The sequence below is a fragment of the Streptomyces saintjeani genome (assembly GCF_055409605.1).
Map to the genome: position 1 here is coordinate 5,748,527 of NZ_CP189624.1, position 13,907 is coordinate 5,762,433.

Genomic DNA, 13,907 nt, shown 5'->3' on the forward strand with positions numbered 1-13,907 from the left:
TGGACGAGAGGCGGCGACGGCAATGGCTCACGGGATGCGTACGGACACCCACTCTTCCTCGGTCGGTGGCGGCGGAGGGCAGGGCTGGCGCGACGTGGCGACGCGGTACGCGCTCGTACCGCTGCGGATCTTTCTCGGCGTGACGTTCGTCTACGCCGGGCTCGACAAGCTCACGGACAGCGCGTTCATGAAGGACTCGGGCGCCGGGTCCCTCGGCGACACCATGCGGGCCGTACGGGACTCCTCGGCGATCCCCGCGCTCGTCGACCTGGCGCTGAAGAGTCCCGTCGGGTTCGGGTACGCCATCGCGCTCGGTGAACTCGCCGTCGGGATCGGCGCGTTGCTGGGACTGCTGACGCGGCTCGCGGCCCTCGGGGGGCTGCTCATCTCGCTCAGCCTGTGGCTGACGGTGAGCTGGGCCTCGGACCCGTACTACTACGGCAACGACCTGCCGTACATGATGGCCTGGCTGCCGTTCGTGCTGGGCGGGGCGTCGGTGGTGTCGGTCGACGCGCTGCTCAAGGAACGGCGGCGGGGCTCCAGGGGGCTTTAGACGTTCGGTTCCACGGGAGCGCCGGGTCTGTGTGCCCGGCGCTTTCGTACGGCGCGGGCCGTCGCTCCCGCCGCGCCCGCCAGCACCAGGCCGAACAGGACCAGCGGGATCACCGCGAACCACGGCGTCTCCCACAGACCCCCCGCGTCGCCCGCGTAGACCGCGCCCGCGAGGGCGAAGAAGAGGCCCGCCAACAGGCGGCCGGGGCGGAACTCATGACGCGGCACGGGACACCTCCAGCTGGCCGAGGCCCACGTGGACGTCGAGGTCCAGGGTGCCGGACGGAGTCGTACCGGCGGGGGGTGCGAGGGTGAGGTCCTGGTGGCGTCTCGGCTGCACGTCCACGTCCTTCTGGTTGTCGCCCGGCAGTTGGATGTCCCCGAGGCCCACCTCGGCGCTGAGCCGTACGGTCGCGTCCTTCGGGACGATCACGCGCAGCTTGCCCAGGCCCACGGTGATCCCGGTGGCGGTGGTGGAGCCCTTCGGCAGGGCCAGGCCCGACAGGTCGAGGGTGCCCTTGCCCGTGCCGAGGTCGTACGAGCTCTGGAGCTGCGTGGTGGTGAGGGGGCTCCAGGTCAGGTCCCGCCAGTGTGTCGTGATGTTCTTCGGTACGGCCGTCGTCGCGGCGAGCAGGCCCGCCGTGACCAGGGCGAGGAAGAAGGAGCCCGCGCCCGTGCGGCCCAGGAACGAGCTGACGGCGATGCCGAGGCCCAGCACGATCAGGGCCGCCGACAGGCCCGCCTGGAGGCTCGTGCCCAGCGGGCGATCGGCCCAGGTCAGGCTGGTGGTCAGGGCGCCGGCGCCCAGCGCGAGGAAGAAGAACCGGCCGCCGATCGGACGGGGACCGCGCCTCGGCCGGGCCGCCGCTGCGTGGTGCCGGGGGGCGCCCCCGTGGTGGCGGGGCGGGAAGCCGCGGTGCAGCGTGTGGAGACCGGGCCACGAGAAGGCGGGCGGGGTGGCGTCGGCGGGCTCGCTGGGGCCCCACAGATAGCCCGTGCCCCCGTTGTGCGTGCCGTCCTTCACGATCGGGTCGCGCCACCAGGACGGCAGCGTCGCCGTGATCGGCGGGGCCTGCGGCTCCGGCGGGGCGTCGGCGGCGGCCTGCGCGGTCAGGGGGGCCGTGTCCGAGGTGTCGCGGTGCCGCGACCAGTAGCCCGCGCCCGCGAGAAGCAGGGACAGGACCGTCGCGAACGTCAGGACGTCCCCGTTGCGCAGCATCGACAGGAAGATGCCGCAGCCGACGAGGGCGAACAGGACGGCGGCGAGCGCCTGCCCGTCGACACGGCCGGTCAGCAGCCGGCGTACCTCGTTCTCGTCGTCGTCCTCGTACGGGACGAAGAGCCAGGCGAAGCCGTAGAAGATGAGGCCGACGCCGCCCGTCGCCGACAGCACGGCGAGGGTGATCCGGAAGATCACCGGGTCCATGTCGCACTGCCGCCCGAGGCCCGCGCAGACACCGGCGATGAGCTTGTGATCACGGTCGCGGCGGAAGGCGAGGGGGGCGGGTTTCTCGGTGGTGGTGGTGCCGGTGGTTCCGGGCGGGGCCGCGGCTCCCCCCGGGTTCGCGGCGGGTTCGTGATCTGCCATGGGTCCATGGTGGCGGGTCCGAGGGGGGTGCGGGAGTCGGGACGACCCTGGTCGGACCCTGATATCGCCCTGCGGCGGGGGCGGCGGGATCAGGGGAGTCTCGGGGGCGGACCCTGATGTCGGGGGGCGGCTTTCCGTGTGACCATCGTCCGTATGCCGGACCCCGCGACCGCACCCCTCGTCGAACCGCGGCCTCTGCGCAAGCTCTACCGCAGCGGCGACGGCCGCTGGCTCGGCGGAGTGGCGCGGGGGCTCGCCGGACATCTCGGGCTGCCCGTGATCTGGGTCCGGCTGACGTTCGTCGGCATGTTCATGGCCGAGGGGCTGGGCGCGCTGCTGTACGCCGCGTTCTGGTTCTTCGTCCCCCTCGGCGTCGGCGGGGTCGGCGGGAAGCCGCCGCCCTCCCTGGTCACGACGGAGACCGCGCCCGACGGCCGCCGCAGACTGGTCGCCCGCAAGCCGGACCGGGGCCAGATCCTCGCGCTGCTCCTCATGGTCGTCCTCGCGATGGTGTTCGTCGGCAGCGTCGACGTGGGCAGCGGCGCCCGCGTGTACTTCCTGCCGATCGTGCTGGTCGGCGCGGGTGTCGCGCTGGTCTGGCGGCAGGCCGACAACGCGCGCCGCGCCCGCTGGGTCGAGGTCGGCAGCCGCCGGCGCACCCTGACGCTGGTGCGCACCCTCGGCGGCGTCCTCCTCGTCGCCGCGGGCGTCTCCGGCGTCTTCGTCCTCCAGGGCTCCGCCGCGCACCTCGGCTCGGTCCTCCAGGCGGCGCTCGCCGTACTCGTCGGCATCACCCTCCTCGCGGGCCCGTACCTCGTCCGCATGACGCAGGACCTCTCCGAGGAACGGCTGATGCGCATCCGCGCACAGGAGCGTGCCGAAGTCGCCGCGCACGTCCACGACTCCGTCCTGCACACCCTCACCCTGATCCAGCGCAACGCCGAGAACGCCGCCGAGGTCCGCCGCCTCGCCCGCGCGCAGGAACGCGACCTGCGCACCTGGCTGTACAACCCCGAGGGCACCGGCAAGGACGAGGCCGACGAACCCACGACCGTCGCCGACGCGATACGCCAGGGCGCCGCCGAGGTCGAGGACAAGCACGGCGTCCCCATCGAGGTCGTCGTGGTCGGCGACTGCGCCCTCGACGACCGGACGTCCGCACAGATGCAGGCCGCGCGTGAGGCGATGGTCAACGCCGCCAAGTACGGTGGCGAGGGCGGGGCCGTCCAGGTCTACGCCGAGGTCGAGGGACGTACGGTCTTCGTGTCCGTCCGTGACCGGGGCCCCGGCTTCGACCCCGACGCGATCCCCGCCGACCGCATGGGCGTACGGGAGTCGATCATCGGGCGCATGGAGCGCAACGGCGGTACGGCACGGCTGCGCGCCGTGCCCGGCGGCGGCACCGAAGTCGAGCTGGAGATGGAGAGGGCGGAGAAGACGTGACGAGCGAAGAGACGGGTCCTGAGCGCCGGGTGAGGGTCGTCCTCGTCGACGACCACCGGATGTTCCGTACGGGGGTCCAGGCCGAGATCGGCCGCACCGACGAGACCGGCGTCGAGGTCGTGGGGGAGGCCGCGGACGTCGACCAGGCCGTCACCGTCATCACGGCGACCCGGCCGGAGGTCGTCCTCCTCGACGTCCACCTGCCCGGGGGCGGCGGCGTCGAAGTCCTGCGCCGCTGCGCCGACTTGGCGTCCGACCCGGAGCGGCCGGTGCGGTTCCTCGCGCTGTCCGTGTCCGACGCCGCGGAGGACGTCATCGGCGTGATCCGGGGCGGTGCGCGGGGGTACGTCACGAAGAACATCAACGGTACGGATCTGGTCGCCTCGGTGTTCCGCGTCCAGGAGGGCGACGCGGTCTTCTCCCCGCGCCTCGCGGGCTTCGTCCTCGACGCGTTCGCCTCCACGGACGCGCCGCCGGTCGACGAGGACCTCGACCGGCTGACCCAACGCGAGCGCGAGGTACTGCGGTTGATCGCGCGGGGGTACGCGTACAAGGAGATCGCCAAGCAGCTGTTCATCTCCGTGAAGACGGTCGAGTCCCATGTCTCGGCGGTCCTGCGGAAGTTGCAGCTGTCGAACCGGCATGAGCTGACCCGGTGGGCGACCGCTCGCCGGCTGGTGTGAGATCTGTACGTGGCTTCACACCACCCGCGTCGCCCCCGCGAACGGCATCTCGTCGATCGGGGCGATGCGGACCGGGGCCGAGGGGTTGGGGGCGTGGATCATCCGGCCGTTGCCGATGTAGAGGCCCACGTGACTGATGCCGGAGTAGAAGAACACCAGGTCGCCGGGGAGGAGTTGGGAGCGGGAGACGCGTCGGCCCGCGCCGATCTGGGCGTAGGTGGTGCGGGGCAGGGAGAGGCCCGCCGAGCGGTACGCGGCCTGGATCAGGCCGGAGCAGTCGAAGGCGTCGGGGCCGGTGGCGCCCCAGACGTAGGGGCTGCCGAGTTTGGCGTAGGCGTACGAAAGGGCCGCGCCGGCACGGGAGTTGGGGGCCTGGGCGGCCGGCTGGGCCGCACTCGGCAGGGCGGTGCGCGCGCTCCGGGAGGCGCGCGGTGACGTCGTCCCGGTGCTGCCGCCGGTGACCTGTTCCCTTTCCCGCGCGGAGAGTTGGCCCAGCAGACTCCGCGCCGCCCCCAGCTTCCCCGTCACCGTCTCCTTGTGCCGGCGCAGCTCCGCCCGGCGGGCCGTGAGCGACGCCAGCTCGACACGGGCCGCGCCGCGCAGCCGCTCGACCTCGGCGAGCCGGCGCCGTACCCGGGAGACCGCGGCGGACTGCCGGTCACCCGCGCGTTCCGCGAAGGCGGCACCGTCGAGGTAGCGGTCCGGGTCGCCGGAGAGCGCGAGTTGTACGGCGGGGTCGAGGGCGCCGTCGCGGTACTGGGCGGCGGCGAGCGAACCCAGCTTGTCCCGCTCGGAGTCGAGGCTCGCCTCCTGCCGCGCTGCCTCGTCCTGAAGGGAGTTGAGCCGCCGCTGGGCCGTGTCCGCCTTCTCCCGGGCGCCGTTGTACTGCTCGGTGGCCACCTCGGCCTCCCGGTACAGCTTGTCCACCTTCGCCTTCACCTGGGCCGCGGTCGGCGCGGGCTCGGCGTGGCCGGTCCCGTCGAAGGCCGTCGCGGTCGCCGCGCCGGCGAGGGCGAGGGTCGCGGCGGTGCGGGCGGTGTGCGCGACGTTCGCGCGCTGACGGGGCTTGCGGTGCGCTGCCACGGTGGACCTGTCACGTCCTTTCGTACGACCGCGTCCGGCGACGCCCCGCACAGGGGGAGCGCGACGCCGCCGGACTTTCTCGGCGGTGGTGTCCGACTGCCGCCCCTGGCCCGGGGCGGCGGTGGGGAGCCGGGCACCTGGGGCAGGACGCTAGGCCGCACTGTGACGTTTGAGTAACGCGATGTGCGGAAGTGGTTCCAGAGAGTTGTCGGGTGACCGTATCTGCGTACCGATCCCGCCTTCGAGGGCGGGGCGGAGCGCGGGGTTGACCGAGTGCGGGGAACCGGCCCGCCGGGGTGGGGGTGGCTGATAAGGGGCCGCGACCACGTTGGTCACCGTCGTCAATGTCTTCATCGCTGTGCTCTGGACCTGAGTTTCGGCGTTCTTCCGGGCAGTTACACGTGTTCAGGCCGGGCGTACCACGCTGTGGATCTCCGACGTTCCCGCGAAGTGGATGGATTCCTCGCACACGTACGCGCCGGGGCGCGGGGCGTGGATCATCCGGCCTTCGCCGAGGTAGATGCCGACGTGCGTGATGGCGTCGTGGAAGAAGACCAGATCGCCGGGGCGGGCGTCCGGGAGGCGGATCGGTTTGCCTGCCGTGACCTGGCCGAACACGGTGCGCGGGAGGTTCACTCCGGCGGATTTCCAGGCGGTCTGGGTGAGGCCGGGGCCGTCGAAGGAGCCGGGGCCCGCCGCACCGAGGACGACCGGTTTGCCGAGTTGTTCGCGGGCGAAGGCGAGGGCCCTTTCCGCCTCTGCGGAGATCGGGGTGGATTCCGTCCGGCGGGGGGTCGCTTTCTGCTGTCCGGCGGTGTGGAAGGACAGCAGGGCCTGCGCTTTGCTCAGTTTTCCCTGGACGACGGATTTCGCGTGGCTGAGATCGCTTTCCGGGTCGTCCGTTCCGGGGCCGGATATTTCGGGGCCGGCCATGTCGGTGTCGGCCAGGATCGCCGCCGGGAGGGGGATCTCCGGGAACGACGGGTGGCCCGGCGGCATCTCGTCGTACCAGTCCGGAATCCGGTCGGTGCTTCTCGGCGCTCCCTCGTGACCTGCGGGCTCGCTCGGGAAGTGCTCCGGTTCGGCCGTGAAGTCGTAGCCGTGGGCGCGGTCGCGGGCGCGGTCATGGCCGGTGTCGTGGCCGGTGTCGTGGCCGGGGGAGACCGACGGCGGGAACGACGGGAGCGGCGGCAGCGCGGGGGGCGGCGGGAGCGCCGGCTCCTCCTGCGTGCGGTAGCGCGCCGCCGTGTCGAGGAAGGTCTTGGCGCGCCTGGTCTCCTTCTCCTTGGCGGCCGTGTCCTTCTTCGATCCCGACTGGCTGCTGTAGAAGGCGTCGAGTTTGGCCTCGACGTCCTCCAGGGTAGGTCTGCCCTCGTCGGACGGGTCCGGGGTGGCCTCGGCGGGCTGGGAGAACATCGCCATGGACGTGATGGCGGCTGTGGCGAGGGCGGGGGCGCTGATGCCTGACGCGCGCATGCCCGTCCAGCGGAGCCTGCGTTGATGCGACGCCAATGGAGGCGACTCCTTCCTTGTACCGCCTAGCGGGTTAGCGGTGGGGGTTCCCCCGGGCTTCAGGCCCTGGGGGAGGGTTCGGGCGGGTTGTCGCTGCGGAAGGTTGCCCTACGGCCTTCCCCGGTGGAGGTCGGCCGATTCACCCCAAGTTCTCGTGGGTCCCCGGCTCCGGCTGCCTCGCGCACGGGGGCGGGCCGGACTCGGCGGAGGCCGCGCGGCCCGGCGACGTTCGCCGGTGGGGACAGGCGGCCCTGACCGGCACGGTAGCCAACTCGTGTGGCTTCTGTGAAGGTTGGCGGGCGATTTGCCCGATACGTTTTTGTGACCTGTGTCGAAGTCCCCGCAGGTCATCACGGGTTGTGATAGGGGCGATCCGGAAGGTGAGCGTGGAGATCGAGGGGGACCGGGTCCGGTTGTCAGTGGGGGCCTCTAGACTCGGAGAGCGATGAGCAGCCTCTTTGACGACAGCTTCCTGGCGGACCTCCAGGCCCCGCGCGGGCACGCCGAGGAACCCCCTCCGCCGCCCGAGGACGAGCAGGGCCCGGAGTCGGTCCCGGACGATCTGTTCGGCGGGAAGTTCGACCTGCCGCCGGACCGTGACGCCCATTACCGGGGCGGCGCCCCCCGCCCGGTGCTGGACTCCGCGGCGCTCGTCGACGGGCTGAACGACAACCAGCGCGCGGCGGTGATCCACGCCGGCTCGTCCCTGCTCATCGTCGCCGGCGCCGGGTCAGGCAAGACCCGCGTACTGACCCACCGCATCGCGTACCTCCTCGCCGAGCGCGGCGTCCACCCTGGCCAGATCCTCGCGATCACCTTCACCAACAAGGCCGCCGGTGAGATGAAGGAGCGCGTCGAGGCGCTCGTCGGCCCGCGCGCGAACGCGATGTGGGTCATGACGTTCCACAGCGCGTGCGTACGGATCCTGCGCCGCGAGTCCAAGAAGCTCGGCTTCACCTCGTCGTTCTCTATCTACGACGCCGCCGACTCCAAGCGGCTGATGGCCCTCGTCTGCCGCGACCTCGACCTCGACCCCAAGCGGTTCCCGCCGAAGGCGTTCAGCGCGAAGATCAGCAACCTCAAGAACGAGCTGATCGACGAGGAGGACTTCGCCGGGCAGGCGAACGACGGCTTCGAGAAGACCCTCGCCCAGGCGTACGCGCTGTACCAGTCGCGCCTGCGCGAGGCCAACGCCCTCGACTTCGACGACCTGATCATGACGACCGTCAACCTGCTGCGGGCGTTCCCGGACGTCGCCGAGCACTACCGGCGGCGCTTCCGGCACGTGATGGTCGACGAGTACCAGGACACGAACCACGCGCAGTACGCGCTCGTACGGGAACTCGTGGGAATCACGCCGCTCGTGGGGGAAGCCTCGGACGTGCCGCCCGCCGAACTCTGCGTCGTCGGTGACGCCGACCAGTCCATCTACGCCTTCCGCGGCGCGACGATCCGCAACATCCTCCAGTTCGAGGAGGACTACCCGAACGCGACGACGATCCTGCTGGAGCAGAACTACCGCTCCACGCAGACGATCCTGACCGCCGCCAACGCGGTCATCGAGCGCAACGAGTCCCGCCGGCCCAAGAACCTGTGGACCAACGCGGGCGCGGGCGCCCGCATCACCGGCTACGTCGCCGACACCGAGCACGACGAGGCCCAGTTCGTCGCCGAGGAGATAGACCGCCTCACCGACGAGGGCGCGGCCAAGGCCGGGGACGTCGCGGTCTTCTATCGTACGAACGCCCAGTCCCGCGTCTTCGAAGAGATCTTCATCCGCGTCGGCCTGCCCTACAAGGTCGTCGGCGGCGTCCGCTTCTACGAGCGCAAGGAGGTCAGGGACGTCCTGGCCTACCTCCGCGTCCTCGCCAACCCCGAGGACTCCGTCCCGCTGCGCCGGATCCTCAACGTCCCCAAGCGCGGCATCGGCGAGCGCGCCGAGGCGATGATCGACGCGCTCTCCCAGCGCGAGAAGATCAGCTTCCCGCAGGCGCTCAAGCGCGTCGACGAGGCGTACGGCATGGCCGCGCGCTCCGCGAACGCCGTCAAGCGGTTCAACGAGCTGATGGACGACCTCCGTACGGTCGTCGAGTCCGGTGCCGGACCCGCCACCGTCCTGGAGGCCATACTCGAACGCACCGGCTATCTCGCCGAGTTGCAGAACTCCACCGACCCCCAGGACGAGACCCGTATCGAGAACCTCCAGGAACTCGCCTCCGTGGCCCTGGAGTTCGAGCAGGAGACCGGGGAGGGGGAGAACGAGACCCCGGCAGGGCTCGCCGCGTTCCTGGAGCGCGTCGCGCTCGTCGCCGACTCCGACCAGATCCCCGACGACGACGAGGACGGCTCCGGCGTCATCACGCTGATGACCCTGCACACCGCCAAGGGGCTGGAGTTCCCCGTCGTCTTCCTCACCGGCATGGAGGACGGGGTCTTCCCGCACATGCGGGCGCTCGGGCAGGTCAAGGAGCTGGAGGAGGAGCGGCGGCTCGCGTACGTCGGGATCACGCGTGCGCGTGAGCGGCTGTACCTGACGCGGTCCACGCTGCGCAGTGCGTGGGGGCAGCCCTCGTACAACCCGCCGTCGCGGTTCCTGGAGGAGATTCCGGGGACGTACGTCGACTGGAAGCGGACCGGGGCGCCTGCCGCGCCGCCTTCCGCCGTCGCGTCGTCCCTGTCGTCGTCCCGGTCCTCCGCGAAGGGCGCTTCCGGGTTCGCCACGCGGCGGGGGGCCGAGGAGAAGCCCGCTATCGCGCTGGCCGTCGGGGACCGGGTGACACACGACCAGTTCGGCCTCGGGACCGTCGTCGGTGTGGCGGGTGCGGGGGCGAAGGCCGAGGCGACGATCGACTTCGGCGAGGGGAAGCCGAAGCGGCTGCTGCTGCGGTACGCGCCGGTCGAGAAGCTCTGAGGGTACCCGGGCGCACGCGAACGAGCCCCCACCAGGGACAGCGGTGGGGGCTCGCGGCGTGTGGGACGGGTACTTACGTCGGGTCCAGTCCGTGGCTGCGCAGCCACGGCAGGGGGTCGATCGACGAGCCGCCGTTCGGCCGGACCTCGAAGTGCAGGTGCGGGCCCGTGGAGTTGCCGGAGTTGCCGGAGTACGCGATCGGGTCGCCCGCCTTGACCGTCGTCCCCGACGCGACGCGGTAGCTGGAGAGGTGGCAGTACCAGGTCTCCGTGCCGTCCTTCGCCGTCAGGATCAGCATGTTGCCGTAGGCGCTGTTCCACTGGGTGCGGACCGTGCCGTCGGTCGCGGCCATGACCGTCGTGCCGTACGCCACGGGGAAGTCGATGCCGGTGTGCATCGACATCCAGTTGATGCCGGACTGGCCGTAGTACGCGCTCAGGCCGTGCTGGGCCACCGGCAGCGCGTACTTGGGACGCAGCCGCTCCAGCCGCGCCGCCTCCGCCGCCGCCTTCTTCCGCTCGGTCTCCTGCTGCGCCTTGAGGTCGATGCGCTCCTGCGTACGGCTCGCGCGGTCGGCGAACGCGTCGGCCTCCGCGCTCAGGCTCGCCAGCTGGGTGTCCAGCTTGTTGTTCGCGGCGGACGGCTTGACCGACTTCGTCTCCACGGACGAGGCGGTCGTCTCCTTGGCGTCGTCGCTGAACGTGCCGACCGAGGCGGCGGCGATACCGGCGACGCTCATCACGCAGGCCGAGGGGACGGCGATGGTCAGCAGGGCGGAGCGCTTCGCGGGGGGCTTGCGGCGGGCCGCGCGGGTCGCTGCGCGGCCTCCGGGGCGGGGGGTGGGGCTGTGGTGGTCGATGTTGTGGTGGTCGGCGCTCCGGTGGTCGGCGCCGGAGTGGAGGGCGTCGTCGTAGGGGGCCGTCTCCTCCTGGCCGTCCAGGAGGACGGGGAGTTCACCGGTCTCGGTCTCGGCGTGGGGCGTCGCCTCGAACGTGGTGGTCGGCTGCTGGTCGAAGGGGAGGTCGGGGCTGTCGTACACGGCGTCGGAGGTGTCGGCGGTGTCGTATCCGTCGCCGCTTGTCTCGTGAACGTCCGGGGTGCTCGCCGAGTTCCACTCCGTCGCGTCGTACGCGCCCGTGTCGAAACTCTGCGTCCCCCACTCCCACTGCTGGGTCTGGTCGGCGGTCCCGCCCGTCTGTTCAGGGGGGAGCCAGGTCCGCGCGTCCCACTGCCCCGTGCCGTCGTCGTGCGCCGGGGCCTGCGCGGGGATCGCGGACAGGTGCTGGTAGTCGGCCTGCCAGCCCGTCGTGTCGTACGCGCCCGTGTCGTACGCGGCGTGGTGCTGGGCCGCGTACGGGTCGTAGTTCAGGTTCTGGTGACCGCCCGTCGCCGTCTGCCACGCGCCGGTGTCGTAACCACCCGTCGCGTACGTGCCGGTGTCGTAGCCGGTGTAAGAGGAGGTGACGTCGTCGTACGTGGCCTCCTGGGTGCCGTACGACGCCGAGTGCGCCGGGCCGGCTTCGGAGGCCGGGGTCGGGGTGGTCATGGCCCCCGACGGGTGACGATCGTTCACCAACTTCTCTTTCGCCTCGACAACAGGGGCTGCCAGAGCAGTGCGGTGACTGTACCCGGCAGTATGCGGGCACGACAATCTTCGTCGGGTTTCACCCTTGCGGGAAACGGGCATTCGGCCGTGTTTCGGGGGAGGGCGGGCGCGGGTTTGGGGATGTGTTCGACGGGTGTTCGAGGCGGGCGGGATTTCGGGCGGTCCCGGGCGGGTGTCCCGGGCGGGTTTCTCAGGCGACGGTCAAGCCGTTTCGCCGGGTGTCGGACGCCGCCGGGTGCGGGAGGTTCTCGTCCAGGGCCTCGCGTATGCCCGCCGCCACGGCCGGGTGCACCGGCAGGGCGAGGTGGCCGATGCCGGTGACCCGTATGTTCTCGGCCGGCAGGTCGGGGTGGTCGACGCGCGCCGTCTCCGGCGGGTCCATCACCTGGTCCATGTCGCTCCAGAAACTCACGAAACGCGTCCGGCAGCCCGGCGCGGGACGCTCCAGCTCCTCCATCACCGGTGAGCCGGGGCGCATCTGGCGCACGATCGGGTGCGCGTTCGCCAGCGGGACCGCGCGCGTGCCCCCGTGCGGGGTGCCGAGCGTGACCAGCGTGCGGACCCGGGTGTCGCCGCCGAGGCGCTGCACGTAGTAACGGGCGATCAGACCGCCGAGGCTGTGCCCGACCACGTCCACCTGCCGGCTGCCCGTGCGCTCGCAGACGTCCTCTATGTGCCGGGCCAGCAGCTCCGCCGCCGTGCGGATGTCGCAGGTCAGGGGGGAGTAGTTGAGTGAGGTCAGGGCGCGGGTGCCGTGCTCCGCGAGGGCTCGGCGGAGGAGGACGAAGACGGAGCGGTTGTCGATGAAGCCGTGCAGGAGGACGACCGGGGGGCGGGGTGCGGCGGGCAGTCGGGTCGCCTTGTCGTCGGGGGTGGTGGGGGCTGGGGTCGCGCGCTCCTGCGTGATGCCGGTGGGGTAGAGGAGGAGGTGACCGGCGAGGATCGCGAGCTCCAGGGCTGTCGCTTTCCACAGGGCTGCGGAGAGGGTGGTCAGGCAGGCGGGGATGAGGCGTTTCAGGGGGGTGGGGGGTGCGGTGCGGGGGGTGGCGGGTGCCGAGGTCCTGGCGGGGGGTTCGGCTGTGGCCTGCGCCGGGATCGGTGCGTCGGCCGGAGGCTGGGCGCCGGGTGCCGGGGCTTTGGCGGGGGCCTGAGGCTGCGTGCCGGGCACCGGGGCCTTGGCGGGGGCCTGAGGGGCGGCGGGTGCGGGGAATGCGGCCGGTGTCGTCGGAGGTCGGGGGGCGGCTGCGGGCGCGGCGTCGGGTGCCTCGCCTTCGGCTGTGGGGGTCCGTGTGGCGTGTGTCATGGCCGGCCTCCTCCTGTCGGCGCGCGGGAGGAACGGCGCTGTTCCCCCGTGTGCCCTCGTGGGAGTCCGGGCGGAGGGTGGCGGCGAGGCGGTGGGGGCGATGCGGAGGGTGGCCGGGCGGCGCGGTGATCGGTGTGCTGGTGCCGGGTGTGCGGTGCTGGTCGCCTGCGGTGTCGCGTGTCCGCGGTGCCGTTGTCCCGTCGCCTGCGGTCCTGCTGGTTGTGGTGCTGGTCGTCGTACTGGTCGTCCGTGGTGCGTGAGTCGTGCCTGAACTGCTGCCCGTGACGCGGCGAGGCTCCTTGCCGGTGTGGCGACGAGGCTTCCCCGCTGTCGTGCCGTACCTGCTCTGCTCGTGTCCTCCCCCCCAGAGCCAATGGCCTGGGAGGTGCCCCCAGTTGCCTGCGCCGACTCGCCGTACCGCCGCGGCGCGCGGCCACGGCGCGGCGGTACGGCGACCTCGTTGCGGCTCCCGTTGCGCTTGTTCCCCCGTGTTGCGAGGGGAGCGGTGCGCGGCGAACGTGTCCCACTGTGTGATGTGCCCCTCGCCCTTCGCCGTGAAACGGCAGGTTGCGGGAAGCTGTAGGAAACGTTCGTTCACATCTCGTGCCACTGTGGGCCTGGGGCGTCCGTGCCGCAGCGGCATCGACGAGGCGATCCCTCCAGGGAGGCAGTGATGAGTGTGGCAGCCGGCCGGATCCGTGTCGTGGTGGCCAAGCCTGGGCTCGACGGCCACGACCGCGGGGCCAAGGTCATCGCGCGTGCGCTGCGCGATGCCGGGATGGAGGTCATCTACACCGGCCTCCACCAGACCCCGGAACAGATCGTCGACACGGCGATCCAGGAGGACGCCGACGCGATCGGCCTCTCCATCCTCTCCGGCGCCCACAACACGCTCTTCCCGGCGGTCATCGCCCTCCTGCGCGAACACTCCGCCGACGACATCCTCGTCTTCGGCGGCGGCATCATCCCGGAGGCCGACATCCCGCCCCTCAAGGAGCAGGGCGTCGCGGAGATCTTCACGCCCGGGGCCACGACGCAGTCGATCGTGGAGTGGGTACGGGGGAATGTGCGGCAGTCGGCGGTCTCCGGGGGGTGAAGGGTCCGGGGAGCGACGCCGGCCGCACCCGTGCCCTGCGCGGCGCGCCCTCACCTCGTCCGGCCTCATGACGCCTCCCCGTCGGTTTCGGCCAAGAGGGCCGCACTCGTGTCGGCTCCCTGGCAGCGGC

Annotated in this window: 11 protein-coding genes; 5 read left to right on the forward strand and 6 right to left on the reverse strand. The window is 71.8% G+C overall.

The annotated features are described in order from the left end of the window. Window positions 1-22 precede the first annotated feature (22 nt). Window positions 23-553 carry a DoxX family protein gene (locus tag ACQCO7_RS26270; protein ID WP_464074107.1) on the forward strand — a complete coding sequence of 177 codons (531 nt, stop codon included), beginning with the start codon at window positions 23-25 and terminating at the stop codon, window positions 551-553. Here the strand turns inward: ACQCO7_RS26270 and ACQCO7_RS26275 are convergent. Further along, window positions 550-780: a hypothetical protein gene (locus ACQCO7_RS26275; RefSeq protein ID WP_464074108.1), complete on the reverse strand. Its 231-nt coding sequence runs from the start codon at window positions 778-780 to the stop codon at window positions 550-552. The genes ACQCO7_RS26270 and ACQCO7_RS26275 overlap by 4 nt on opposite strands. Further along, complete coding sequence (locus tag ACQCO7_RS26280; protein ID WP_464074109.1) at window positions 767-2,140, reverse strand: PspC domain-containing protein; 1,374 nt, start codon at window positions 2,138-2,140, stop codon at window positions 767-769. The genes ACQCO7_RS26275 and ACQCO7_RS26280 overlap by 14 nt, the downstream gene beginning before the upstream one ends. Before the next feature lie 153 nt (window positions 2,141-2,293). Here ACQCO7_RS26280 and ACQCO7_RS26285 point away from each other — a divergent pair, with 153 nt between their 5' ends. Both ACQCO7_RS26285 and ACQCO7_RS26290 read left to right on the forward strand, forming a co-directional pair. Then, on the forward strand, window positions 2,294-3,583 hold the full coding sequence (locus ACQCO7_RS26285; protein ID WP_464074110.1) for an ATP-binding protein: 1,290 nt from the start codon (window positions 2,294-2,296) through the stop codon (window positions 3,581-3,583). Continuing rightward, complete coding sequence (locus ACQCO7_RS26290; RefSeq protein ID WP_029183585.1) at window positions 3,580-4,266, forward strand: LuxR C-terminal-related transcriptional regulator; 687 nt, start codon at window positions 3,580-3,582, stop codon at window positions 4,264-4,266. The genes ACQCO7_RS26285 and ACQCO7_RS26290 overlap by 4 nt, the downstream gene beginning before the upstream one ends. Window positions 4,267-4,281: 15 nt before the next feature. On the opposite strand, the gene ACQCO7_RS26295 is transcribed toward ACQCO7_RS26290, so the two are convergent. Next, window positions 4,282-5,349 (reverse strand): C40 family peptidase, encoded by a 1,068-nt coding sequence (locus ACQCO7_RS26295; RefSeq protein ID WP_464074111.1) that lies wholly within the window; start codon window positions 5,347-5,349, stop codon window positions 4,282-4,284. 405 nt (window positions 5,350-5,754) lie between these two features. Beyond that, window positions 5,755-6,825: a C40 family peptidase gene (locus tag ACQCO7_RS26300; protein ID WP_464074112.1), complete on the reverse strand. Its 1,071-nt coding sequence runs from the start codon at window positions 6,823-6,825 to the stop codon at window positions 5,755-5,757. A 481-nt stretch (window positions 6,826-7,306) separates the two neighbouring features. Between ACQCO7_RS26300 and pcrA the strand changes: the two genes are divergently transcribed. Beyond that, window positions 7,307-9,772: a DNA helicase PcrA gene (gene pcrA / locus ACQCO7_RS26305; RefSeq protein ID WP_464074113.1), complete on the forward strand. Its 2,466-nt coding sequence runs from the start codon at window positions 7,307-7,309 to the stop codon at window positions 9,770-9,772. Between the two features lie 73 nt (window positions 9,773-9,845). On the opposite strand, the gene ACQCO7_RS26310 is transcribed toward pcrA, so the two are convergent. Next, on the reverse strand, window positions 9,846-11,318 hold the full coding sequence (locus tag ACQCO7_RS26310; protein ID WP_464074114.1) for a M23 family metallopeptidase: 1,473 nt from the start codon (window positions 11,316-11,318) through the stop codon (window positions 9,846-9,848). Between the two features lie 250 nt (window positions 11,319-11,568). Beyond that, a complete protein-coding gene (locus tag ACQCO7_RS26315; protein ID WP_464077290.1) occupies window positions 11,569-12,396 on the reverse strand; it encodes an esterase/lipase family protein in 828 nt (275 codons plus the stop codon). 958 nt (window positions 12,397-13,354) lie between these two features. Between ACQCO7_RS26315 and ACQCO7_RS26320 the strand changes: the two genes are divergently transcribed. Further along, complete coding sequence (locus ACQCO7_RS26320; protein ID WP_464074115.1) at window positions 13,355-13,777, forward strand: cobalamin B12-binding domain-containing protein; 423 nt, start codon at window positions 13,355-13,357, stop codon at window positions 13,775-13,777. Window positions 13,778-13,907: the final 130 nt, after the last annotated feature.

What these genes read in the sequence shown, in the direction of transcription:
- ACQCO7_RS26270 (WP_464074107.1), top strand. Translation starts at nt 23, where the DNA reads ATGGCTCACGGGATGCGTACGGACACCCACTCTTCCTCGGTCGGTGGC.
- ACQCO7_RS26280 (WP_464074109.1), bottom strand. Translation starts at nt 2,140, where the DNA reads ATGGCAGATCACGAACCCGCCGCGAACCCGGGGGGAGCCGCGGCCCCG.
- ACQCO7_RS26285 (WP_464074110.1), top strand. Translation starts at nt 2,294, where the DNA reads ATGCCGGACCCCGCGACCGCACCCCTCGTCGAACCGCGGCCTCTGCGC.
- ACQCO7_RS26300 (WP_464074112.1), bottom strand. Translation starts at nt 6,825, where the DNA reads ATGCGCGCGTCAGGCATCAGCGCCCCCGCCCTCGCCACAGCCGCCATC.
- pcrA (WP_464074113.1), top strand. Translation starts at nt 7,307, where the DNA reads ATGAGCAGCCTCTTTGACGACAGCTTCCTGGCGGACCTCCAGGCCCCG.
- ACQCO7_RS26310 (WP_464074114.1), bottom strand. Translation starts at nt 11,318, where the DNA reads ATGACCACCCCGACCCCGGCCTCCGAAGCCGGCCCGGCGCACTCGGCG.
- ACQCO7_RS26320 (WP_464074115.1), top strand. Translation starts at nt 13,355, where the DNA reads ATGAGTGTGGCAGCCGGCCGGATCCGTGTCGTGGTGGCCAAGCCTGGG.